At 72.8% G+C, this 23,726-nt stretch carries 20 protein-coding genes and 2 pseudogenes; 5 read left to right on the plus strand and 17 right to left on the minus strand.

Annotated elements, in window-relative coordinates:
- Window positions 1-17: 17 nt before the first annotated feature.
- The gene (locus AB0B20_RS08295; RefSeq protein WP_357386529.1) at window positions 18-737 is read right to left on the minus strand and encodes an MBL fold metallo-hydrolase; all 720 of its coding nucleotides are present in this window, start codon (window positions 735-737) and stop codon (window positions 18-20) included.
- A 235-nt stretch (window positions 738-972) separates the two neighbouring features.
- Between AB0B20_RS08295 and AB0B20_RS08300 the strand changes: the two genes are divergently transcribed.
- Both AB0B20_RS08300 and AB0B20_RS08305 read left to right on the plus strand, forming a co-directional pair.
- The gene (locus AB0B20_RS08300; RefSeq protein WP_357469180.1) at window positions 973-1,842 is read left to right on the plus strand and encodes a peptidylprolyl isomerase; all 870 of its coding nucleotides are present in this window, start codon (window positions 973-975) and stop codon (window positions 1,840-1,842) included.
- An 87-nt stretch (window positions 1,843-1,929) separates the two neighbouring features.
- Window positions 1,930-2,775, plus strand: coding sequence for a peptidylprolyl isomerase (locus AB0B20_RS08305; RefSeq protein WP_357386533.1), 846 nt, complete (start codon window positions 1,930-1,932; stop codon window positions 2,773-2,775).
- A 75-nt stretch (window positions 2,776-2,850) separates the two neighbouring features.
- Here the strand turns inward: AB0B20_RS08305 and AB0B20_RS08310 are convergent, their stop codons facing one another.
- The 10 genes and pseudogenes from AB0B20_RS08310 to ruvC form a co-directional block, all read right to left on the minus strand.
- Entirely contained in the window at window positions 2,851-5,295 is a 2,445-nt protein-coding gene (locus AB0B20_RS08310; RefSeq protein WP_357386594.1) for a bifunctional (p)ppGpp synthetase/guanosine-3',5'-bis(diphosphate) 3'-pyrophosphohydrolase, read from the minus strand.
- A 251-nt stretch (window positions 5,296-5,546) separates the two neighbouring features.
- Window positions 5,547-6,113: an adenine phosphoribosyltransferase gene (locus AB0B20_RS08315; RefSeq protein WP_357469183.1), complete on the minus strand. Its 567-nt coding sequence runs from the start codon at window positions 6,111-6,113 to the stop codon at window positions 5,547-5,549.
- 97 nt (window positions 6,114-6,210) lie between these two features.
- On the minus strand, window positions 6,211-7,398 hold the full coding sequence (secF, locus tag AB0B20_RS08320) for a protein translocase subunit SecF (RefSeq protein WP_357469186.1): 1,188 nt from the start codon (window positions 7,396-7,398) through the stop codon (window positions 6,211-6,213).
- A gap of 1 nt (window position 7,399) precedes the next feature.
- On the minus strand, window positions 7,400-9,313 hold the full coding sequence (secD, locus tag AB0B20_RS08325; RefSeq protein ID WP_357386539.1) for a protein translocase subunit SecD: 1,914 nt from the start codon (window positions 9,311-9,313) through the stop codon (window positions 7,400-7,402).
- A 224-nt stretch (window positions 9,314-9,537) separates the two neighbouring features.
- Window positions 9,538-9,882: a preprotein translocase subunit YajC gene (gene yajC / locus AB0B20_RS08330; protein ID WP_357386541.1), complete on the minus strand. Its 345-nt coding sequence runs from the start codon at window positions 9,880-9,882 to the stop codon at window positions 9,538-9,540.
- A 139-nt stretch (window positions 9,883-10,021) separates the two neighbouring features.
- Window positions 10,022-11,026: a Holliday junction branch migration DNA helicase RuvB gene (ruvB, locus tag AB0B20_RS08335; RefSeq protein ID WP_357386596.1), complete on the minus strand. Its 1,005-nt coding sequence runs from the start codon at window positions 11,024-11,026 to the stop codon at window positions 10,022-10,024.
- Between the two features lie 51 nt (window positions 11,027-11,077).
- Window positions 11,078-11,431: pseudogene (locus AB0B20_RS08340) on the minus strand (LAGLIDADG family homing endonuclease); the annotation flags it as partial.
- A 462-nt stretch (window positions 11,432-11,893) separates the two neighbouring features.
- Window positions 11,894-12,094, minus strand: a pseudogene (locus AB0B20_RS08345) (Holliday junction branch migration DNA helicase RuvB); the annotation flags it as partial.
- A gap of 13 nt (window positions 12,095-12,107) precedes the next feature.
- Window positions 12,108-12,710, minus strand: coding sequence for a Holliday junction branch migration protein RuvA (gene ruvA / locus AB0B20_RS08350; RefSeq protein WP_030271013.1), 603 nt, complete (start codon window positions 12,708-12,710; stop codon window positions 12,108-12,110).
- Complete coding sequence (ruvC, locus tag AB0B20_RS08355; RefSeq protein WP_357386543.1) at window positions 12,707-13,234, minus strand: crossover junction endodeoxyribonuclease RuvC; 528 nt, start codon at window positions 13,232-13,234, stop codon at window positions 12,707-12,709. The genes ruvA and ruvC overlap by 4 nt, the downstream gene beginning before the upstream one ends.
- A gap of 184 nt (window positions 13,235-13,418) precedes the next feature.
- Between ruvC and AB0B20_RS08360 the strand changes: the two genes are divergently transcribed.
- A complete protein-coding gene (locus AB0B20_RS08360; RefSeq protein ID WP_357469190.1) occupies window positions 13,419-14,201 on the plus strand; it encodes a 3-hydroxybutyrate dehydrogenase in 783 nt (260 codons plus the stop codon).
- Between the two features lie 14 nt (window positions 14,202-14,215).
- A complete protein-coding gene (locus AB0B20_RS08365; protein WP_357469193.1) occupies window positions 14,216-16,135 on the plus strand; it encodes a helix-turn-helix domain-containing protein in 1,920 nt (639 codons plus the stop codon).
- Between the two features lie 16 nt (window positions 16,136-16,151).
- Here AB0B20_RS08365 and AB0B20_RS08370 read toward each other — a convergent pair whose 3' ends face one another.
- The 6 genes from AB0B20_RS08370 to AB0B20_RS08395 form a co-directional block, all read right to left on the minus strand.
- Entirely contained in the window at window positions 16,152-16,760 is a 609-nt protein-coding gene (locus AB0B20_RS08370) for a TetR/AcrR family transcriptional regulator (RefSeq protein WP_357386547.1), read from the minus strand.
- An 11-nt stretch (window positions 16,761-16,771) separates the two neighbouring features.
- The gene (locus AB0B20_RS08375) at window positions 16,772-18,340 is read right to left on the minus strand and encodes an MFS transporter (protein ID WP_357469196.1); all 1,569 of its coding nucleotides are present in this window, start codon (window positions 18,338-18,340) and stop codon (window positions 16,772-16,774) included.
- Between the two features lie 135 nt (window positions 18,341-18,475).
- Window positions 18,476-19,108 carry a transcriptional regulator gene (locus AB0B20_RS08380; protein ID WP_357386551.1) on the minus strand — a complete coding sequence of 211 codons (633 nt, stop codon included), beginning with the start codon at window positions 19,106-19,108 and terminating at the stop codon, window positions 18,476-18,478.
- Window positions 19,109-19,200: 92 nt separating this feature from the next.
- Window positions 19,201-20,277, minus strand: coding sequence for a zinc-binding dehydrogenase (locus tag AB0B20_RS08385; RefSeq protein ID WP_357386553.1), 1,077 nt, complete (start codon window positions 20,275-20,277; stop codon window positions 19,201-19,203).
- On the minus strand, window positions 20,274-21,716 hold the full coding sequence (locus tag AB0B20_RS08390) for an aldehyde dehydrogenase family protein (RefSeq protein ID WP_357469200.1): 1,443 nt from the start codon (window positions 21,714-21,716) through the stop codon (window positions 20,274-20,276). Before AB0B20_RS08390 ends, AB0B20_RS08385 begins: the two co-directional genes overlap by 4 nt.
- Window positions 21,717-21,761: 45 nt before the next feature.
- The gene (locus tag AB0B20_RS08395) at window positions 21,762-22,415 is read right to left on the minus strand and encodes a TetR/AcrR family transcriptional regulator C-terminal domain-containing protein (RefSeq protein ID WP_357386557.1); all 654 of its coding nucleotides are present in this window, start codon (window positions 22,413-22,415) and stop codon (window positions 21,762-21,764) included.
- 87 nt (window positions 22,416-22,502) lie between these two features.
- On the opposite strand from AB0B20_RS08395, the gene AB0B20_RS08400 reads away from it, so the two are divergent.
- Complete coding sequence (locus AB0B20_RS08400; RefSeq protein WP_357469203.1) at window positions 22,503-23,675, plus strand: acyl-CoA dehydrogenase family protein; 1,173 nt, start codon at window positions 22,503-22,505, stop codon at window positions 23,673-23,675.
- The last annotated feature ends 51 nt before the right edge of the window (window positions 23,676-23,726 follow it).

Below are 23,726 nucleotides of genomic sequence, written 5' to 3' on the forward strand. Positions count from 1 at the left end.
CGGGCGCGGGCGAGGGTCTAGAGGCCTCGGGTGGGCGCGGCCGGGCGCGCGCCGCCGGTGCCCGCCACCTCGACGAGGAACGGGTTTGTCGCGCGCTCGCGGCCGATCGTGGTCGCGGGGCCGTGGCCGGGCAGGACGACCGTGTCGTCGGCCAGCGGGAGCACCTTGTCCCGCAGGCTGGACAGCATCCGGGGCATGCTGCCGCCCGGCAGGTCGGTACGGCCGATCGAGCCGGCGAACAGCACGTCACCGGAGAGGCAGATCTGCTCCGCCTCCCAGGGCGAGCCGGCGCCGGGCAACCGGAACAGCACCGACCCGCCGGTATGGCCGGGAGCGTGGTCGACGGTGATCTCCAACCCGGCGAGCGACAGCGTCGCGCCGTCGGTCAGCTCGGCCACGTCGTCCGGCTCGGCGTACGGCAGCCGGCCGCCGAACAACTGGGTCAGGTCCATCGACAGCGCCTTGCTCGGGTCGGCCAGCAGTTCCCGGTCGTCCGGGTGGACGTAGGCGGGGATGCCCCGCGCGCCACAGACCGGGGCGACGGAGAACGTGTGGTCCAGGTGGCCGTGGGTGAGCAGCACGGCGGCCGGGTGCAGGCGGTGCTCGGCGAGCACGGCGTCGAGCTGGTCGAGCACCCCGATGCCGGGGTCGACCACCACGCACTGCTCCCCCGGCCCGGTCGCCACCACATAGCAGTTGGTGCCGAAGGCGTCTGCGGGAAAGCCGGCCACGAGCACGTCGCTCCCCTTTCCGTCCGGTCGTCGTCCCCTGCAGCCTAGTCGCAGCGGCGAGCGGGTTTCGCCCGCCACCGGCCCCGCCTGCCCCGGCCGGGCTGAGACGGCGGGACCTCGTACACCACATTCACAGTCGCTACCCGTACACTCTGGCGGGCGTGTGGCGTGGCGCACCCCGATCGGAACGGCGGACGGCGCCCGGCGCCGGCGGCGATCAGGCAGAGGAAGGGGAGCACACGTGGCTTCCAGCAGGGACCGGCAGCGCAAACTGGCGCGCGCCAAACTCGATCGGCAGCTCGCCCGGCGGGCGGCGGCCGCGAAGCGCCGCCGGCAGATCCGGGCCGGCGTCGGTGCCGCGGTGGTGCTCGTGCTGATCGTGGCCGGCTCCGCCTGGGCGCTCGGCGCGTTCGACTCCGAGCCGGAGAAGAAGGCCGCCGAGGACGTCTGCCTCTGGACCGCCGAGGACGGCGCCGTCAACACCAACCTCAAGGACGTCGGCCAGCCGCCCACCACTGGCCTGCCCACCTCGGGCACCCGCCCGATGACGATCACCACCAACCAGGGTGGGCCGATCACGGTGGAGCTGGACCAGACCGACGCGCCGTGCGGCGCGGCGAGCCTGAGCTACCTGGCCGGCCGGTCGTTCTTCGACAACACCACCTGCCACGAGATCACCGCCGAGGGCGCGCTGCGCTGCGGCGACCCCACGGGCACCGGGCTCGGCGGCCCGACCTACTCGTTCTACGACGAGAACGTCCCGACCGCGCCGGAGCCCGACCCGTCGGCCTCCCCGGCGCCCGGGCAGCCCCCGGCGTACCCGAAGGGCACGGTCGCCATGATCGGCAACCCGCCGGGCAGCAACGGCAGCCAGTTCCTGATCTTCTTCAAGGACGCCAGCCCGGCCAAGCCGGCCTACTCCGTGGTCGGCAAGGTCACCGGCGGCCTCGACGTGGTGGAGAAGATCGGCGCCCTGCCGACGATGGACAATGGCAATGGCGCCAAGGTCAAGCCGAAGACGCAGGTGCTGGTCCAGAGCGTGACCGTCGGCGAGCCCGGCGCGGCACCGGCCGGCAGCCCCGCGCCGTCGCCCAGCGCCAGCGCGGGCTGACCCGACAAGCCGATCCGGCGGCCGCCGGCGGTGTCAGACATGATCCGGCGCGCGCGCCGACCCATACGCAGCAGGTGAGGAGTGACCGTGACGTCCACCAGAGACCGCCAGCGCGCGGCGGCGCGAGCCAAGCTCGAACGGGAGATGGCGGAGCGGGCCGGCCGGGCCCGTAAGCGCCGGCAGACCCAGGCGATCGTCGGAGCCGCCGCGGTGCTTGTGCTCGTCGTGGCCGGCACGGTCTGGCTGGCCACCTCGCTCGGCGGTGACGACGACGAGCAGCAGGCGGGCGGCGCCACCGGCGCGGGCTCCGTGCAGTGCGCGTACACGGAGGTGCCCAAGGAGGGCCGGCCGCCGCAGATCAAGGACGTCGGCCTGCCGCCGGCCCAGCAGGCGGGCAAGGGCACCCAGACGCTGACCATCGACACCAACCTGGGCCAGATCACCGCCAAGATCGACCGCGCCAAGGTGCCCTGCACCGCCGGTAGCTTCACGCATCTGACGGAGAAGGGCTTCTACAACAACACCAAGTGCCACCGGCTGGTTACCGAGGGCATCAAGGTGCTCCAGTGCGGCGACCCGAGCGCCACCGGGAAGGGCTGGCGGGACACCGACGGCATCGGCGGGCCGTCGTACAACCTGGCCGAGGAGAACCTGCCCACCGACAAGCGCCCGCCGTACCCGGAGGGCGTCATCGCGATGGCGAAGTCCAACCAGCCGGGCAGCACCGGCAGCCAGTTCTTCATCGTGTACGGCGACTCGCCGCTCGACCCGAACTACACGGTGCTGGGTACCATCACCGACGGCATGGACGTGGTGAAGCAGGTCGCCGCGGCCGGTGACGACGGCGCGTTCGCCAAGCAGGCCGGCGGCGGCCACCCGAAGAAGGAGATCACCATGACCAAGGTGACCATGAGCCCGATCCAGGGCGGCTGACCGCACCCACGACGACGAAGCGCCCGCCGGCTGCGGATCCAGCCGGCGGGCGCTTTCGCGTGCGTCGTGGGTGGCTCAGGCCCCCGAGGTGACCCGGTACGCGTCGAACACGCCGTCGACCTTGCGGACGGCGGCCAGCAGGTGCCCCAGGTGCTTCGGGTCGGCCATCTCGAAGCTGAACCGGCTCACCGCCACCCGGTCCCGGGTGGTGGTGACTGTCGCCGACAGGATGTTCACCCGCTCCTCGGACAGCACCCGGGTCACGTCGGCGAGCAGCTTGTGCCGGTCCAGCGCCTCGACCTGGATGGCGACCAGGAACGTCGAGGCCGACGTGAGCTTCCAGCTCACCTCGACCACCCGCTCCGGCTGGGCACGCAGGTCCTCGGCGTTGGCGCAGTCGTCCCGGTGCACGCTCACCCCGCCGGAGCGGGTGACGAACCCGAAGACCGAGTCCGGCGGCACCGGCGTGCAGCAGCGGGCCAGCTTGATCCAGACGTCGCTGACGCCGCGGACCACCACGCCCGGGTCGGCGCTGCTCTGCCGGCTGCGCGGCGGCCGGGTGGCGACGGCGGTCTCGGCGATGTCCTCCGCCGCGCCCTCCTCGCCGCCGTAGGAGGCCATCAGCTTCTGCACCACCGACTGCGCGGAGACCTGGCTGTCGCCGACCGCGGCGTAGAGCGAGGCCACGTCGGCCAGGTGCAGGTCCCGGGCGATCGCCATCAGCGCGTCCGACGTGAGCATCCGCTGCAACGGCATGCCCTGCTTGCGCATCGCCTTGACGATCGCGTCCTTGCCGGCCTCGATCGCCTCCTCGCGCCGCTCCTTGTTGAAGTACTGGCGGATCTTCGTACGCGCGCGCGGGCTCTTGACGAAGCCGAGCCAGTCCTGCGTCGGGCCGGCGGTGTCGGACTTCGACGTGAAGATCTCGATCACGTCGCCGTTTGAGAGCGTCGACTCCAGCGGCACCAGCTTGCCGTTGACCCGCGCGCCGATGCACTTGTGCCCGACCTCGGTGTGCACCGCGTACGCGAAGTCCACAGGCGTCGACCCGGTCGGCAGCGGGATGACGTCGCCCTTGGGGGTGAAGACGTACACCTCCTGGCTGGACAGGTCGAACCGCAGCGCGTCCAGGAACTCGCTCGGGTCGGCCGCCTCGCGCTGCCAGTCCAGCAGCTGCCGCAGCCAGGTCATCTCGTCGATGTGCGCCGGCGGGCCCACCACCGGGGTGCCCTTGTGCTCCTTGTACTTCCAGTGCGCGGCGATGCCGAACTCGGCCGTGCGATGCATCGCGTACGTGCGGATCTGCATCTCCACCGGCTTGCCGGTGGGCCCGATGACAGTCGTGTGCAACGACTGGTACATGTTGAACTTGGGCATCGCGATGTAGTCCTTGAACCGGCCCGGCACCGGCTGCCAGTTGGCGTGGATGACCCCCAGCGCCGCGTAGCAGTCCCGCACCGTGTCGACCAGGATCCGCACACCCACCAGGTCGTAGATGTCGTTGAAGTCGCGTCCCCGCACGATCATCTTCTGGTAGATCGAGTAGAGGTGCTTCGGCCGGCCGGTCGTCTCCGCCTTGATCTTGGCGGCCTTCAGGTCGGTGGACACCTTCTGGGTCACCTGGCGCAGCAACGCCTCGCGCTGCGGCTGATGCTCCCCGATCAGCCGGTTGATCTCCTCGAACCGCTTCGGGAACAGCGTGCCGAAGGCGAGATCCTCCAGCTCCCACTTGATCGTGTTCATACCGAGGCGGTGCGCCAGCGGGGCCAGGATCTCCAGCGTCTCCTTGGCCTTCTGCTCCTGCTTCGGGCGGGGCAGGAAGGTGAGCGTCCGCATGTTGTGCAGCCGGTCGGCCAGCTTGATCACCAGGACGCGGGGGTCCTTCGCCATCGCCACGACCATCTTGCGGATGGTCTCGGCCTTGGCCGCGTCGCCGAGCTTGACCTTGTCGAGCTTGGTGACGCCGTCGACGAGCAGCGCGACCTCACCACCGAAGTCGGCGCGCATCTGGTCGAGCGTGTATTCCGTGTCCTCGATGGTGTCGTGCAGCAGCGCCGCCACCAGCGTGGTGGTGTCCATGCCCAGGTTCGCCAGGATGGTCGCCACCGCGAGCGGGTGCGTGATGTAGGGGTCGCCGGACTTGCGGTACTGCCCCGAGTGCCACCGCGCGGCCGTGTCGAACGCGCGCTGGAGCAGCCGCGCGTCGGCCTTGGGGTGGTTCTCCCGGTGCGTCGCGATCAGCGGCTCCAGCACCTCGCTGACCTGCGAGGTCTGCCAGGGCGCGTTGAACCGGGCCAGCCGGGCGCGTACCCGTCGGCCGGTGGGCGCGTTGGAGAGGGCGAAACCGCCGCCGGCCGGGGATTCGGTGGAGCCCTCGGTCGGGAACGGCACCACGACCGCCCCGCCGTCGGCGGTCGCGTCGGACGCGCCGGTGGCACCGATCGCCCGCGCCGGCGGGTTGCCGCTGCGCTCGGTCACCGAGCCGTCCGCGTCGCCTGTCGGGTGCACCGTGCCCTCCACCGGAGGGACGACATCGTGGGACACCGGCCTCCTCACCGCTCGCCGGAATGCGCCGGCCGTCCGGCCGACGTCTGGTTCAACCGGCCCGGGGGCCGGTGTTGTTCCACGCGGTCGCCGGGGGCCGGGCCCCGGCGCCTTCGCCGCCCCGGACAGCTCGGCCGGGGTGGGCAAAGGGCAATGCTACCCGCACGCAGGGTACGCCACCGCTCCCCCGGGCGGTCGGTGCCGACCGCCCGGACGGGCCGGCCTGGTCAAACGGTCAACAGGGCATGGACCGGGCGCGGTGCCAGCCGCTCACGGCCGGCCAGGAAGCCCAGCTCCAGCAGCACGGTGAACCCGGAGACCGTCCCGCCGGCGCGTTCCACCAGGTCGAGCGTCGCCTCGGCGGTGCCGCCGGTGGCGAGCACGTCGTCGAGCACCAGCACCCGGTGACCAGCGGTGAAGGCGTCCTGGTGCACCTCCAGCGTCGCCTCGCCGTACTCGAGCGCGTAGGAGACCGAATGGGTGGCCCGGGGCAGCTTGCCGGCCTTGCGCACCGGCACCACGCCGACCCCGGTGGCGTACGCGACCGCCGCGGCCAGCACGAACCCGCGCGCCTCGATGCCGGCGACGGTGTCGAACGAGTCCGGCCCGTGGTGGGCGATGATGCCGTCGATCACCGCCCGGAACGCCTCACCGTCGGCGAACAGCGGCATCAGGTCCTTGAACACGACACCCGGCTTGGGGAAGTCCGGCACGTCCAGCAGCCGACTGGCGACGAGCTGGGCGACCTCCGGGCCGATGTCTCCGCGTATCCCTGCGGTGTGGGTCTCCGTCACGGTATGTCCCATGTCCTCTCGAAACGACGACGGCGTCCGTCATGCCGTGACATCAGCATGGCGGACGCCGTCGAACCAATTCCGTCCGGTCCTACGGTCAGCGGCGCTTGCCGCCGGGCCGGTTGCCGCCACCACCGGCGGGACGACCGCCGCGGGCTCCGCTGGGGCGCTTGCCGGTCGGGCGGGCGCCCACCTTGGGCGCGGCGCCGGCCAGCGCGGCCGCCTCCGGGTCGATCGGCGCGTCGGCGACCGGCGCGGCGGCCGGCCGGCCCTTCGGCGTGATCTCGCCGCGGGCGAGCGCGGCCCGGCGGGCCTGCACCCGCTTGTTGTGCGCGCTGATCCGGGGGTCCATGTTCTTCAGCAGCACCAGCAGCGGCGTGGCCAGCAGGATCGAGGTCAGGAACGCCACCGCCATACCGACGAACAGCACCAGGCCGAGGTCCTTCAGCGTGCCCGCCCCGAGCAGGCCGGCGCCGATGAAGAGCAGACCGCCGACCGGCAGCAGCGCCACCACCGAGGTGTTCAGCGACCGCATGAGGCTCTGGTTGAGCGCCAGGTTGGACGCCTCGCCGTAGGTGACGTTGTTGTTCGCGGTGATGCCGCGCGTGTTCTCCTGCACCTTGTCGAAGACCACCACCACGTCGTAGAGCGCGAAGCCCAGGATCGTGAGGAAGCCGATGATCGTCGACGGGGTGACCTCGAAGCCGACGAGCGAGTAGATGCCGGCGGTGAGGACCAGGTTGGTCAGCAGCGAGATGATGGCGGCGACCGCCATCCGCCACTCGAAGCGCAGCACCAGGTAGATCGACACGACCGCGATGAAGATCAGCAGACCGAGGAAGGCACGCGAGGTGACCTGGCTGCCCCATGCCTCGGAGACCTGGCTGCCGCTGATCTGGTCGGCCTGGATGCCGAACTCCTGAGCGATCGCGGCCTTGGCCTCGTTCGCCTGCTCGGCGGAGAGCTGCCCGGTGCGCATCTCGTAGAACTCGCCGCTGGTGCCGCCGACCTTCTGCGCGCTCACCACCTCGACGCCGGGCGCCTCGTCGGCCAGCACCTCGTCGACCACCTGCTCGGCCCGGTCCAGCGTCCCGACGCTGGCCGGCACCTGGAACGAGTTGCCGCCGGCGAACTCGATGCCGAGCTTGAACCCGCTGATCGCGAAGCTGAGCACGGCGACGAGCACGAGCAGGCCCGCCACGCCGAACCACACGTTGCGGCGCCCGACGATGTTGAGATCCGCCTCGCCCCGGTAGAGCCGGGCGGCAAGACCGCTCTTAGCCATCTCAGGCCTCCTTCACACGCGGGTTGCGGGCGGTGCCCGGCTCGGCCGACCGGGCCGGGAGCGCCCGGCCCAGACCGCTGACCCGCGGCGACAGGAACGCCTTGGTACGGGCGAACATCGTCATGATCGGGTGGCGGAAGAGGAACACGACGACCAGGTCCAGCACGGTCGCCAGGCCGAGCGCGAAGGCGAAGCCCTTCACCGCGCCGACCGACACGATGTAGAGCACCACCGCCGACATCAGCGTGATGGCGTTGGCCGAGATGATCGTCCGTCGGGCCCGGATCCAGGCGCGCGGCACCGCGCTGCGTGGACTGCGGCCCTCCCGGATCTCGTCTTTCAGTCGTTCGAAGTAGATGACGAACGAGTCCGCGGCGACGCCCAGCGACACGATCATGCCGGCGATGCCGGCGAGCGTGAGCGTGAAGCCGATCGACCGGCCGAGCACCACGAGCGCGCCGAACACCAGGAGCGCGGAGAGCACCAGGCTCAGGAAGATGACCGAGCCGAGCAGACGGTAGTAGAAGAACGAGTAGATGATGACCAGCAGCATGCCGATGCCGGCGGCCAGCAGACCCGCCTTGAGGTGGCTGTCGCCGAGCGTGGCGGTGACGTTCTGCTGCTCCTGCGGCTCGAAGGTGACCGGCAGCGCGCCGTAGCGCAGCTGGCTGGCCAGCGCGTTGGCGGCCTTGCTGTCGAAGCTGCCGGTGATCTGCGAGTCACCGGTCAGCACGCCCTGGATCTCCGGGGACGAGACGATCTCGTTGTCCAGCACCACGGCGACGCGGCACTTGCCGTCCTGGCCGAGCGCGGTCTGGTCGCAGGCCTGGCCCTCGTTGTTGAACGCCTCGCGGGTCAGCGCGGTCCACTTCTCCTGGCCCTTGCCGGTGAAGTTCAGGCTGACCACCCAGGAGCTGGTCTGGTCGAGCTGAGCGGAGGCGTCCTTGACATCGGTGCCGAGCACCTTCGCCACGTCCAGCAGGTATTTCGCGCCGGACTCGCAGGCGACCGCCTTCTGCTTCTCGTCCTTGATCGAGGCGGCGGGCCGCGTGTCGAGCTGGGCGCAGGTGATGGTCGGGACGTTGAACTGCATCTCCACCGGCAGGACCGCGACCTCCTGCGGGGAAAGCGTGCCGAACGGCTTGAGCTTGTCGGCCAGCGACGGGTCGGTGGTCAGGTCCGCCGGGGCCTGCAGGCCGGAGGCGGCGGCCCAGGCGGGCGCGCCGACCTTCTGCTCGACGGCCTTGCGCTGCTGCTCGATGCTCTGCGGCACCGGCTCGGCGCTGGCGCTCGGGCTCGGGCTGGCGGCGCTCGGGCTCGCGCTCGGCGCGGCGGCGCTCGGCGTCGCCGACGGGGAGGCCGGGGCCATGCCGCCCTGGCCGCCGGCGCTCGGCGACCCGCTCACCTTGGGGCTCGCGCTCGCCTTCGGCGACGCGCTGCCCGACGGCGCCGGGCTGGCGGACCCGGACGGGGTGGCGCTGGGCACCGGCGCGGGCGCGGCTGCGGCGCCACTGCCGTCGGTGGCCTTGAGCACCTTGCGGAAGCGCAGTTCGGCGGCCTCACCGACGTCGGTCAGGTCGCGGTTCTGGCCGGGCAGGGAGATGACGATGTTGCGGTTGCCCTCGGTCACCACCTCGGCCTCGGCCACGCCGTAGGCGTTGACCCGGCTCTCGATGATCTGCCGGGCCTCCTCGAGGTTGTCGGCGGTCGGGGGCTTGCCGTCCACGGTGTTCGTGGCCTCGAGCGTCAGCCGGGTGCCGCCGACGAGGTCCAGGCCGAGCCGGGGCTCCAGCCGGTCCTTCCAGCCGCCGCTGGCGCCGCCCGAGAAGAACACCAAAAGATAGAGGACGACGAAGATGAAGCCGAGTACGGCGAGCTGCCGTCCGGGCCGCATCTGTCCCTGAGGTGGTGCCACGGCTGTCCTGTCTCCCTGTACGGTCGCGCCGCTTCCGCGGCGGCGACAACTGTCGGGCCGGGGGTGTCCGCCCGACTGCTCCGGCGGGTCGGCACCGGAGCACGGCACGCCGGCTGGTGCGCGGCGTGGGGGCGCCGCACGGCCCGGCCGGATGCCGGCGCCGGGCGCCGACCCCAACTATCCACTTGTACGGATGAATCCGCTGCCCCGTCCGGGGCGGGTGGTCACTCCTTGACCGGCTCGGCGTCCTCGGTGATCGTCTCCTCAGCCGGAGCCTCGGCGCGCTTGATCACCCGTGCGACGGCGGGGCGGGCGTACCGGGTCTGCACGCCGGGCGCGACCTCCAGCAGGACCGTCTCGTCCTCGACCGCGGTGACCGTGCCGTGCAGGCCGCCGATGGTGACCACCTCGTCGCCCGGGGCGAGGGCGGACTGCATCTGCTCAGCCTCGCGGCGGCGCTTCTGCTGCGGACGGATCATCATGAAGTACATGACGACGAAGAGCAGAGCGATCATGAGGATCGGCGTCAGACCGCCGGCTCCTCCGCCACTCGCTGCTGCGTAAAGCACGGTGTAGACCTTCCGGTTGGCGTCCGCCCCGGCGCCGGAGGGCGCCGCAGCGGAAGCGAATTCTCACGTCCTGTACAAACGCGGCGAAGTCTAGTCCCTGCTCCTGAGAAGACCGAATGCGGCACAGATCACGAACGGATCACGGCTGGTCGGTCTGCACCGAGAACAGATCGGGCCCCGGAGGGGCATCCATCCCAAATGTACCATTCGGGGGCGTGCGGCCCAGATGGCGCCAGGCGGCCTCCGTCGCCACCCGCCCGCGCGGGGTACGGGCCAGCAGCCCGGCCCGGACCAGGAACGGCTCGCAGACCTCCTCGACCGTGTCCGGCTGCTCGCCCACCGCCACGGCGAGCGTGGACAGGCCCACCGGGCCGCCCCGGAACGAGTCGACGAGCGCGGTCAGCACTGCCCGGTCCAGCCGGTCCAGGCCGAGCGCGTCCACGTCGTAGACGGTCAGCGCGGCCCGCGCCGTCTCCAGCGTGACCACGCCGTCGGCGCGTACCTCGGCGTAGTCCCGCACCCGGCGCAGCAGCCGGTTGGCGATGCGCGGGGTGCCCCGGGACCGGCCGGCGATCTCCGCCGCCCCCTCGGCCCGGATCGGCACGCCGAGGATCCGGGCCGACCGGTGCAGCAGCGTCTCCAGGTCGGCCGGCGCGTAGAAGTCCAGGTGCGCGACGAAGCCGAACCGGTCGCGCATCGGGCCGGTCAGCAGGCCGGAGCGGGTGGTGGCGCCGACCAGCGTGAACGGCTCCACGTCCAGCGGAATGGCGGTCGCACCCGGACCCTTGCCCACCACCACGTCGACCCGGAAGTCCTCCATGGCGCTGTAGAGCAGTTCCTCGGCCGGCTTGGCGATCCGGTGGATCTCGTCGATGAACAGCACGTCGCCCTCGGCGAGGCCGGTCAGGATCGCGGCCAGGTCACCGGAACGCTCGATGGCCGGGCCGCTGGTCACCCGGATCCCGGTGCCCAGCTCGGCGGCGACGATGTTGGCCAACGTTGTGTTGTGCACCACGAAGTCGTTAACCGTGAAGGTGTGGTCGCCGTCGACGGTCAGGCACCGGCACTCCTGCAGGCCGACCGCCTCGACGGAGGCCACCCGGTCGGCGGCGAGCCGTTCGTCGAATCGATCTCGACGCGGCATCCACTCGGCGAGCCGCCGACCTCGCTCACCGATCACCGTCACACGCTGCGCGAACCGCGCCACATCGTCCTGGCTGGTGACGCTCAACCGCCAGGACTCGTGCGGCCGACCCTGGTAACGCCCGCGCTTGAGCTTGAGCCGTGACTGAACACCGAGCCGCAGCAGCAGGTGTTGTACGTCCTCCAGCAGCCCCCGTGAGACGCTGTAGAACTCGACGACCACGTCGTACCGGTCACGTCCCCGGCGGCTCACCGTACCGTCGCAGGCGAAGTAGGCGCCGAGAAACGCCGACACCTGCCAGGCGTCACCTTCGAAGACGAAGTCGGGCACTCGCTTCTGCCAGGCGTTCTTGCCGAGCAGGCCATGTTCGGCCAGCCAGGGCTGAAGACCCGAGATACGGATCATCGAACTGCGGGCACTGTTGGGCCTGGTCACGTGACTGTGCCCGATCCGGTCACAAACAGACCGGAAGTCGGCCAGCACGTCCTCGTCACCCCCCGTGAAGGTGACCTGATTCGTCGTGCATCCGTCGCCGATGAGATAGCCGGCGAGCTTGTACTCGGCGACATCCTGAACGGTGTCCGCGACCAGTTCCGGGCACAGGACATTGGCGACGAAGTCGCGGTCGGTGAGATCTCCCGCCTTCGTCCAGCCCTCGGTGGTCCAGAAGGGGTGGTCGGGTGCCGCGACGACATCCCGCCCGCTCGTGGTCCGGATCCTGACCGACTCCAGTTCACCCTGCTCGTGCACCGCCAGCACGGTGGCGCCCGCCCCGGTTCGGGTGATGACCCGGTCACCCACCTCGATGTCACCGAGCCGGCGCCGTGATCCGTTCTCCAACAGGACCAGAGCCTCCACGGACACCGGCTTCCCGAGACCCGGCGGGCCCGACAGGAGGATGTGGTCGGGCGGGGAGCCGCGCCGCATCGCGCCCTGCAACAGCAGGTCGAGCTGGTCGCGGACGCGGTGCTGGGCGATGAACTCGTCGAGCCGCTTCGGGCGGACGCTCGCCTCGGCGTCCCGCTCGGCGTCGTCCACGTACGCCGAGACCAGGTTGTCGTCGCTCATCCGCGCGGGCCCGTCACCGCGTCCGGCCCAGAAGGCGGATGGCCTGCTTGAGCAGCACCGGCACCGGCGGGGTCTCGCCGTCGACCGTCTCCGCCACCGCGGCCACGGCCTGCTCGGCCTGGCCCGCCGTCCAGCCGAGCCCGACCAGCGCCTGGCGCACCTGCTCCGGCCAGGCGCCCCCGGTCACCCCGGCCGCGCCGTCGGCGCCCACCGGCACCGGACCGACCCGGTCGCGCAGCTCCAGCACCAGCCGCTCGGCGCCCTTCTTGCCGATGCCCGGCACCCGGGTCAGCGCCGCGGTGTCGGCGTTGGCGATGGCCTTGCGGACCGCGTCCGGCGTGTGCACGGCGAGCACCGCCTGGGCCAGCCGGGGACCGACCCCGCTGGCGGTCTGGAGCAGCTCGAACAACTGCTTGGCGTCGTCGTCGGCGAAGCCGTAGAGGGTGAGCGAGTCCTCCCGGACCACAAGACTGGTGGCCAGCCGGGCGGGCTGGCCCACGCGCAGGTCGGCGAGCGTGCCCGGGGCGCACTGCACGGCCAGGCCGATGCCGCCCACCTCCACCACCGCGTGATCCGGGCCGGTGGCGGTCACCGTGCCGCGTACGCTCGCGATCATCGCGTCCCTCCTCGTCGAGCCTGTTGCGCGGCGGCGGCCAGCTTGGACCGGGTGCCCCCGCGCCACACGTGACAGATGGCCAGCGCCAGCGCGTCGGCGGCGTCGGCCGGCTTCGGCGGCTCGGGCAGCCGCAACAGCCGGGTCACCATGGCGGTCATCTGCTTCTTGTCCGCCTGCCCCGAGCCGGTCACCGCGGCCTTGACCTCGCTCGGCGTGTACGTCGTCACCGGCAGCCCGGCCCGCGCCCCGGCGAGCACGGCCACGCCGCTGGCCTGCGCGGTGCCCATCACGGTGCGGACGTTGTGCTGGCTGAACACCCGCTCCACGGCTACCGCGTCCGGCCGGTGCTCGGCGACCAGGTCGGTGAGCGAGCGGTCCAGGTGCAGCAGGCGCAGCGCGAGGTCGTCGGCCGGGTCGGTGTAGACCACGTAGTAGGCCACGAGCGTGCAGGGGCGGCCCGGCACGCCCTCGACCACGCCGACCCCGCACCGGGTCAGCCCCGGGTCGACGCCCAGCACGCGCACGCCGCCTCCTCCCCGAGCCGCCAGCAGTACGTGTGTTCGACACACCCTACTGGTGGCCGCCGACGGCGGGTCGGCCGGACACGCCGGGCACGGGTGGTGACGCGGCGCACCACACAGGCGGGCGGTGGAGTATGTGTCGCCGCCCCATGTGCCGGGGGGCACCCGGCTCGTACGTTCATGCGCCATGACGGCAGAACCAGTGGCGGCCCCCCACGTCGTACACGTCGACCTGACCGATCGCATCGCGCTGGTCACAGGTGGTGGCGGCGGCATCGGCCGGGCCTGTGCCCTGCGCCTGGCCGCGGCCGGCGCGACGGTCGTGGTGCTGGACCGCGACGTGGCGGCGGCCGAGGCGGTGGCCGCCGAGGCGGGCGGCCGGGCGGTCGGGATCGACCTGGCCGACCCGGCGGCGGTGGACCGGCTCGACGTCGACGCCGACATCGTGGTCAACAACGCCGGCCTGCAGCACGTCGCGCCGGTGCAGGACTTCCCGGTCGAGCGCTTCGAGTACATCCAGCGGGTGATGGTCGAGGCGCCGTTCCTGCTGATCCGCCGCGCGCTGCCCCGGATGTACGCGAACGGCTGGGGCCGGATCGTGAACATCTCCTCGGTGCACGGGCTGCGCGCCTCGCCGTTCAAGGCCGCGTACGTCTCGGCCAAGCACGCGCTGGAGGGCCTGTCCAAGGTGGTCGCGCTGGAGGGCGCCGCGCACGGCGTCACCGCCAACTGCATCAACCCGGCGTACGTGCGCACCGCGCTGGTGGAGAGCCAGATCGCCGACCAGGCGGCCACCCACGGCATCGGCGAGGACGAGGTGGTCGAGAAGATCATGCTGGCCCGGGCGGCGATCAAGCGGCTGATCGAGCCGGCCGAGGTGGCCGAACTGGTGGCCTACCTGTGCTCCCCGCCGGCGGCGTTCCTCACCGGCACCTCGATCGCCCTCGACGGGGGCTGGACGGCGAACTAGTGGCCTCGCGCACAATGTCGCTCATGTCGTCGCCGGTGGAGTTCCTGGAGTTGCTGGCGCGCGAGGCCGCCGCTGTCGAGTTCGAGGGCCCGCTGGTGGCCGCGCGCGCCGCCGGCCTGCCCGCCGAACGGCTGGCCGAGCTGGAGCAGGCGAAGGTGGTGGCGCTGCGGGTACGGGCGCTGCTGGCGCGCCGGCGCCGCCGGGAGACCGAGCTGTCCGGCCTGTACGACACCGCGAGCGACCTGGCCGGCCTGCGGGATCTGGACGACGTGCTGCGCGCGATCGTGCACCGGGCGCGGATCCTGCTCGGCACCGACGTGGCGTACATGACGCTGAACGACGACGAGCGCGGCGACACGTACATGCGGGTCACCGACGGCTCCATCTCGGCCCGGTTCCAGCGGCTGCGGCTGGAGCTGGGCGACGGGCTCGGCGGGCTGGTCGCGCAGACCGGCACCCCGTACGTCACCTCGAACTACCAGGAGGACGAGCGGTTCCGGCACACCGGGGAGATCGACGGCGGCGTGGGCGAGGAGGGCCTGGTGGCCATCCTCGGCGTGCCGCTGCGGCTCGGGTCCAGCGTGATCGGCGTGCTGTACGCGGCCAACCGCTCGGCCCGGCCGTTCGCCCGCGAGGAGGTGTCGCTGCTGGTGTCGCTGGCGGCGCACGCGGCGGTGGCGATCGACACCGCCCGGCTGCTCGCCGAGACGCGCGCGGCGCTGGCCGAGCTCTCCGCGGCGAACAGCACCATCCGGGCGCACAGCAGCTCGGTGGAGCGCGCCGCCGCCGCGCACGACCGGATGACCGCGCTCGTGCTGCGCGGCGGCGGGATGGAGGACGTGGCGGCGGCGGTCACCGAGGTGCTCGGCGGCGCGCTGCTGGCGCTGGACGCCGAGGGCCGGCGGCTGGCCCGGGTCGGCGAGATCGAGGAGCCGGACCGGGCGGACATCGTGGAGGCGGTCGCCGCGTCGCGTACCGAGGGGCGCAGCGTGCGCCGGGGCCCGCTCTGGTACGCCGCGGTGGTGGCCGGCGCGGAGAACCTGGGCGCGCTGGTGCTGCGCCCGGACGACGAGCTGGTCGACGCCGACCAGCGGATCCTGGAGCGGGCCGCGCTGGTGACCGCGCTGCTGCTGCTGTTCCGCCGGACCGTGGCCGAGGCGGAGGGTCGGGTACGCGGCGAGCTGCTTGACGACCTGATCGCCCGGCCGCTGCGTGACGCCGACGCGCTACGAGCGCGGGCCCGCCGGATCGCCGTGGACCTGGACGCCCCGCACGTGCTGGTGGCGGTCGGCGACGACGCGTTCGCCGAGACCGGGTCGGCCCGGCAGCGGGTGCTGTCCTGGGCCACCACGTACGCCTCGACCCGGGGTGGCCTGGCCGCGGCGCGCGACGGGCGGGTGGTGCTGATGCTGCCCGGCAACGACGCCGGCGGCGCGGCCCGCGCGGTGGCCCGGGATTTGTCCCGGGTGACCGGCCGCCCGGTGACCGCCGGGGCGAGCGGCCCGTCGACCGGTCCGGCGTCGCTGGCGGTCACGTTCGCCGAGGCGGAGCGCTGCCTGTCCGCGCTCGGTGCGCTGGGCCGGGCCGGGCAGGGGGCGAGCACCACCGAGCTGGGCTTCGTCGGGCTGCTGCTCGGTGCGGTCGGCGACGCCGGGGACCGGGACGTGGCCCGGTTCCTCGCCACGACCGTGGGGCCGGTGCTGGACTACGACGCCCGGCGGGGCACGGCGCTGGTGAAGACGCTGGAGGCGTACTTCGGGGTGGGCGGCAGCCTGGCCCGGGCCGCCGAGCAGTTGCACGTGCACGTCAACACCGTCACCCAGCGGCTGGAGCGGGTCGGGCACCTGCTCGGCGCGGACTGGCAGCGGCCGGAGCGGGCGCTGGAGGTGCAGCTCGCGCTGCGCCTGCACCGGCTGCGCACGCCCGGCCGCTGACCGGGCGCCGGCCGGGTCAGCGGACGCGCAGGCCGTCCAGGACCGTGTCCACGATCCGCTCCGGCAGCAGCCGCTCGTCGCGCTCGGGGTGCCAGCGCAGCATCCGCTGGGTGAGCATCGGCGCGGTCAGCAGTGCCATCGCCACCTCGATGTCGAGGTCGGCGCGCAGCTCGCCCCGGTCGACGGCACGGCGCAGCACCTCGCGCATCGCCGCGCGCCGGGGCCCGATGATCGCCTCGTACGCCTGCCGGTGGGCGGAGCTGCGGTTCACCTCCGGCACCAGGCAGGGCATGATCTTGCGGACGCGGGGGTCGGCGTGCTGGCCCACCGCGCCGACGAGCACCACCAGGTCGTCGCGGACGGAGCGCCCGGCAGTGCGGGGCGCGGGTCCCTTGAGCGTGCGCAACGCGTCCAGCAGCAGCGCGTCCTTGCCCGGCCAGCGGCGGTAGATGGTGGCCTTGCCGACTCCGGCGCGGTTCGCGATCGCCTCGATGGACAGCGACTCGACGGTGCTGCCCTCGGCCAGCAGGTCGAGGGCGGCGTCGATGATCGCCTCGTCCGCGCGGGTGCTCCGCGGTCGCCCGGGCGACCGCGGAGCATCCGCCGTGGAAGTCATGTCAGACATTGTCCACGAACCTACGCGGTACCGGCCAACTCCCGGTCCGTGACCGGCGTCGCGCCGGGCGCGGCGACGACCGGACGGCCCGGCATCCAGCGCAGCACGATCACGATGCCGAGCGCGGCCACAAACGCGGAGGCGCCCGCGGCCCAGTGCATGGCCGACACGAACGAGTCGTTCGCCGCGTCGATCAGTCGCGGCGCGTCGGGGCCGAGCCGGCCGGCGACGGCGTACGCCCCGGAGACCGACTCGCGGGCCGCGTCGCGTACCGGGGCGGGCAGTTCGGCCACCGCCGGGCCGACCTGGTCGCGGTAGACGGCGGAGAGCACCGAGCCGATCACCGCCACGCCGAGCGCGCCGGCGACCTGACGCACGGTGTTGCTCACCGCCGAACCGACACCGGCCTTCTCCCGGGGCAGCGACGACATGATCGACTCGGTGGCCGGCGGCATGATGTTCGCCATCCCGGCGCCCTGGAGGAAGCCCAGCGCCGAGAAGATCCAGATCGGGGTGTCCGCGTCGATGAAGACGAACGCGGCGAGCGCCACTGTGGTGAGAAGCAGCCCGGCGGCCGCGACCGCCCGGCCGCCGTAGCGGCGGACCATCGCCGCGCTGCGCGGCGCGAAGATGAGCTGGGCCGCGGCGAACGGCAGGAACAGCAGGCCGCTCTCCAGCGGGCTGTAGCCACGCACGAGCTGGAGATAGAACGCGCCGAAGAACAGCACGCCCATGGCGGCGAAGAAGATCAGCCCGACCAGGGCCACCGGCGCGGCGAACCGGGGCACCCGGAACAGCCGTACGTCCAGCGACGGGTGGTCGCTGCGCAGCTCGTGGGCGACGAACCAGCCGAGCACCGCGAGGCCGCCGAGGACCGCGATCCACACCTGAGGGCGACCGAAGCCGTGCTCGCCGCCGTCGATGATGCCGTAGGTGAGCGCGACCAGGCCGACCACCGACAGCAGCACGCCGAGCAGGTCGACCCGGCCGGGCTTCGGGTCTCGGGACTCGGGGACCAGGGCCGCGACGAGCACCACGCCGAGCGCCACCACCGGCACGTTGATCAGGAATACCGAGCCCCACCAGAAGTGCTCCAGCAGCGCGCCGCCGAGCACCGGGCCGATCGCCACCGCGAGGCCGACCGCGCCGGCCCAGACGCCGATCGCCTTGGCGCGCTCGCGCGGGTCGAAGACGTTGGAGATGATCGAGAGCGTCACCGGCATGATGGCCGCGCCGCCGACGCCCATCAGCGCGCGGGCCGCGATCAGCTGGCCCGGATCCTGCGCGTACGCGGACAGCAGCGAGGACAGGCCGAACAGCGCCAGCCCGAGGATCAGGAAGCGGCGGCGGCCGAGCCGGTCACCGAGCACGCCGAAGGTGAACAGCAGCCCGGCGAAGACCAGTGTGTAGGAGTTGATCGCCCACTCCAGCTCGCCCTGCGTGGCGCCGAGGCCGTGCACCGGGTCGGCCAGGGTGCGCAGCGCGACGTTGAGGATGGTGTTGTCGAGGACGACCACGAGGAGGCTGATCACCAGCACCCCGAGGATCACCCACCTCCTCGGGTGTCCCGTGTTCTCGTGTGGTTCCACTTGCCGCTCTCCCCCCGGTTCACCCGCGCCGAAATACGATACGGGTCGGACTCGTAACCATGCCGAGCGTAGGCGAGCGGATTTCGATACGGTACCGGTTCGTATCGAGTGTGTCTCAGGTCACGTCCGGGTCCCCTAGGGCATGGCGGCGCGGCGCCCGGCCGCGGCGCGGCAGGAGGTGAGCGCGTCGGACAGGGTCCTCAGATGCCCCGCCGGCGGCGTGATCCAGCCCGGTCCGGCGCTGTGCACCCACACCGACGGGAACTCCCGCGCGAACCGGGCCATCCGGTACGCCCGGCCGGTCACCGGAGTCTGCGACCACACCACCACCGTGTGCGGCCGGCTGCGGCGCACCGCACTGGCCAGCGCCGGCCAGGGCAGGGCAGCGCCCAGGAACAGGCTGCCCATGTTCGCCTCCCGCAGCGCGGCGGCGAGCGCGTGCAGGCCGAGACAGTGCAGCTCCTGTTCGGCCGCGGCGAGCAGGATCCCCCCGGACGGCAACCCCCGCCCCGGCTCCCGCAGCAGCGCGTCCAGGCCGGACCGGATCCCCTCGGAGAAGGCGTGCTCCACCGCCACCTCGACCGCGCTGTGCCCGGGCAGCGCGGCCAGCATCGGCGCGCAGACCCGCTCCCACACCGCCGTCACGCCCCACCGCCCGGCGGCCTCGACGACCAGCCCGGCCACCCGGTCACCGTCCAGATCCTCCGCGGCGAGCGTGAGGTGCTTGCGGACGCCCTCGACGGCGTCGCCGGGCATCGCCTCGGTCACCAGAAGCACCTCCCGGGTAGACGGTCACTACCCAGGGATTCGGCGGAACGGCACCGCTTGGATGCGCTCGGGCCGCCCTGATCGAGGCAACCTCAGTCCGGGAAGGTGACCACCCAGCGGGCGCCCTCGCCCCGGGCCAGCCGGTCCAGCGCCGCGGGCGCCTCGGTCAGCGGCACCGTGCCGCTCACCAGCGGCCCCAGGTCCAGGTCGCCGGCGGCGAGCGCGGCGGCCAGCTCCGGCACCTCCAGATCGGGGTCGGTCGAGCCGTACACCGAGGAGCGCAGCGTGCGCGCGGAGTGGAAGATGTCCAGCGCGGAGAGGCTGAGCAGGTCGTCCTTGCCGCCCATGCCGACCACTGTGACCGCTCCCCCGCGCCGCGTCGCCCGCCAGGCGGCGCGGATGGTGGCGGACCGGCCGACGCACTCGAACGCGTGGTCCACGCCGCGCCCGTCGGTGCGGGCCCGGATCTCCTTGCCCAGCCGGTCGTCCGAGCGCAGGAAGTCGGTGGCCCCGGCGGCGAGCGCCAGGTCCCGCTTGGCCTCCACGACGTCCACCGCGAGGATCGGCGCCGCGCCGGCTCGCCGCGCGGCGGTCAGCACCGCGAGGCCCACCCCGCCGAGGCCGATCACCGCGACCGACTCGCCGGGTGCGACCCGCGCGGTGTTGCGGACCGCGCCGACGCCGGTGAGCACCGCGCAGCCCAGCACCGCCGCCTGCTCCGGCGGCAGCCCGGCCGGCACCGGTACGGCGGCGTGCTGCGGCACCACCACCTCCTCGGCGAGCGCGCCGAGCCCGAGCGTGACCTGCAGGGGCTCACCGGCGGCCGTCTCGCCCCGGGGCGTGGACGGGTTGGGGTTGGCCGCGCAGAGCCACGGTTCGCCGTGCCGGCAGTGCCAGCACTCCCGGCAGGCGGGCGCCCAGTTGAGCACCACCGGCGTGCCGACCGCCAGTGTCGTGCCCGGCCCGGCCTCGGCCACCACGCCCGTCGCCTCGTGCCCCAGCACCAGCGGGTACGTGGGTGCCAGCGTGCCGTCCACCATGGCCAGGTCGGAGTGGCAGATGCCGGCGGCGCGGATGCGTACCCGCAGCTCGCCCGGGCCCGGCGCGGGCAGGCGTACCTCCTCGACCGCCGGGGTGGCGCCCCGGCCGCGCACCACGAGCGCCCTCACCGCTGGATCGCCTTCAGCTCGGTGAACTCCTCCACGCCGTACGCGCCCAACTCTCGGCCGAGGCCGGACTGCTTGTAGCCGCCGAACGGGGCGAGCGGGTTGAACGCGCCGCCGTTGACGTCCACCTGGCCGGTACGCATCCGCCGGGCCACCGCCAGCGCCGCGTCGGAGTCGGCGGACCAGACCGCGCCGGCCAGCCCGTACCGGGAGTTGTTGGCGATGGCGACCGCCTCGTCGGTGTCGGCGAACGGGATCACCGCGAGCACCGGACCGAACACCTCCTCCTGGGCGAGCGCGCTGTCCGGGTGGACATCGGCGAAGACGGTGGGCGCGACGAAGTGACCCTGCGGCGGCAGTGGCGCGTCCGGGCCACCGGCGACGAGCCGGGCGCCGTCGGCGAGCGCGCGGTCCACGTGGTCGCGTACCCGCTGGGCCTGCGCGGCGGAGGCCAGCGGGCCGAGCCGGGTGGCCGGGTCGAAGGGGTCGCCGAGCCGGTAGCCGGCCACCGCCGCCGCGACCAGGTCCAGCGCCTCGGCGTAGCGGTCGCGGTGGACGAGCATCCGGGTCCAGGCGGTGCAGGTCTGCCCGGAGTTGAGCAGCGCGTTGCCGACGCCGACCTTGACCGCGGTGGGCAGGTCGGCGTCGGCCAGGATGACGTTCGCCGACTTGCCGCCGAGTTCCAGCGACACCCGGGCGAGCCGTTCGGCGGCGAGATGGGCGATGCGCCGGCCGGTGGCGGTGGAGCCGGTGAACGAGACCAGGTCGACGTCGGGGTGCGCGGCGAGCGCCTCGCCGACGACCGGGCCGGTGCCGGGCACCAGGTTCACCACTCCCGGTGGCAGGCCGGCGTCGACGATCGCGTCGAAGAGCAGGTAGGCGGTCAGCGGCGTCAGCTCGCTGGGCTTGAGCACCACCGTGCACCCGGCGGCGAGCGCGGGCGCGACCTTCGCGACCACCTGGTGCAGCGGGTAGTTCCACGGGGTGATCGCGCCGACCACGCCGACCGGCTCCCGGACCACGAGCGAGTTGCCGACCGTGTGCTCGGCGGCCGGGCGGGCGGCCAGGTCGACCATGCTCCGCAGCACGGTGAGCGGCAGGCCGGCCTGGACGCGGGTGGCGAGCTTGAGCGGGGTGCCCAGCTCGGTCGCCACCGTACGGGCGATCTCGTCGGCGCGGGCGGCGAGCGCGCTGTGCAGCCGGTCGAGGTGCGCGGCCCGCTGTTCGGGGGCGGTGGCGGCCCAGCCGGGGAACGCCGCGCGGGCGGCGGCGACCGCGCGCTCCACGTCGGCCGGTGTGCCGGCGGGCACCTCGCCGACGGTGCTCGCGGTGGCCGGATTCTCCACCGGGATGGTGTCGCCCGACGACGGGTCGACCCAGTCACCGGCGATGTGCAGGTGGCGGCGCGTCAGCAGGGCGGGCGGGGCGGCGGCGAGATCCATGGCGTCCTTCGGGGGCGGGGGAAACTAGCGGTGGGAGTTTCTACGCTACTCCGGACCGCCGACCCGTTCCAGCGGGGCGACGGTGGCGGCGTACTCGGCGGCGAGCCCGTGCAGCAGCGCGTCCAGGCCGAGCGCGAACGCGCCCTCGTCCACGCTGCGCTGGTGGCCGGCGAGCCGGTGCGCCTGGTTGAGGTGCGGGTGCGCGGCGTAGAGCGAGGGGTCCTCGACGAAGCCGCGGGCGAACGAGCCGAGCGCGGACCCGGCCACGAAGTAGCGCATGGCGGCGCCGATGTGGGTGGCCCGCGCGGGCGGCCAGCCGGCCCGCACCAGCGCGCCGTAGACCGCGTCGGCCATGGCGAGCGCGGCCGGACGGCGGCCCGGCCCCTGCGCCAGGTACGGCACGATGTTCGGGTGCGCGGCCAGCGCGGCCCGGTACGAGTGCGCCCAGCGGCCGAGCGCGTCAAGCCAGTCGTACTCGTCGAAGACGCCGGTGTCGACTGTTGCCGCGACGCCGTCGGCCACCGCGTCGAGGATCTCCTCCTTGGTGGCGAAGTGGTTGTAGAGCGAGGGACCGCGTACGCCGAGCGCGGCGGCGAGCCGCCGGGTCGAGAGCGCGTCCAGCCCGTCGGCGTCGATCAGGGCCAACGCGGTCTCGACGATCCGATCGCGGGTGAGCAGGGCCTGCCGGGGTCTGGGCACCTGGTCATCATCCTCCCTTCGACATCGGGTCTGGACGCGGGAAAACTTCCAGCGCTAGTTTAGAGCCAGTCGACCTGAGGGGGCACCGTGGACTTCGCACTGTCCGACGAGGAACGCGCGATCCGGGACACCGTTCGCACGTTCGTCACCCGTGAGGTGATGCCGCTGGAGGCGGAGGTGCTGCGCCGCGAGCGCGCCCACCAGCCCGGCCTGGACCGCTCCGAGCTGCGCGAACTCCAGCTCAAGGCGAAGAAGTTCGGCTTCTGGGGGCTGGCCACGCCGGAGGAGTACGGCGGGATGGCCCTCCCGGCTGTCATGCAGTCGCTGATCTGGACCGAGCTGGGCCGCAGCTTCGTGCCGTTCCGCTTCGGCGGCGAGGCCGACAACATCCTGTTCCACGCCACCGAGGAGCAGAAGCGCGAGTTCCTGATCCCCACCATCGAGGGCGAACGGATCTCCTGCTTCGCCATCACCGAGCCCGGCGCGGGCTCCGACGCGGCGAACATCAAGCTGCGCGCCCGCCGCGACGGCGACGACTGGGTCCTCGACGGCGAGAAGACGTTCATCACGAACGGCAACGACGCCGACTTCGCCATCGTGGTCGCGGTGACCGACCCGGAGAAGGGCGCCCGCCGCGGCGGCGCGACGGCGTTCCTGGTGGACCGCGCGATGGGCTGGCGGTCCGAGTTCATCCAGACCATGGGCGAGGGCGGCCCAGCCTCGCTGATCTTCGACGGCGTACGGGTGCCGCACCGCAACATCCTCGGCGAGATCGGGCAGGGCTTCACGCTCGGCATGGAGTGGATCGGCAAGGGTCGCTACACGATCCCGTCGCACGCCATCGGCATCGCCGACCGCGCCCTGCAGATGGCCATCGACCACGCCAACACGCGGGAGACGTTCGGCGCGCCGATCGCCACCAACCAGGCCATCCAGTGGATGATCGCCGACTCGGAGACCGAGCTGGAGGCGGCCCGCTGGCTGATCCTGCGCTCGGCCTGGACCGTCGATGCGGGCCTCGACCCCCGGCACGCCTCCTCCATGGGCAAGCTCTACGGCGCCGGCATGGTCAACCGGGTGGTGGACCGGGTGCTGCAGATCCACGGCGGCATGGGCTACACCCGTGAGCTGCCGATCGAACGCTGGTACCGGCAGGTGCGGCTGTACCGGATCTTCGAGGGCACCGACGAGATGCAGCGGCTGATCATCTCCCGGGACCTGCTGCGCGGATACACGAAGATCGGCGGCCATCTGGCCTGACGCGTCGTGTCTCAATCCTGACTCTGCGCAACCACGCGCAGGTCTGGGGTG

Source organism: Micromonospora sp. NPDC049151 (assembly GCF_040648395.1).
Taxonomy (GTDB): domain Bacteria; phylum Actinomycetota; class Actinomycetes; order Mycobacteriales; family Micromonosporaceae; genus Micromonospora.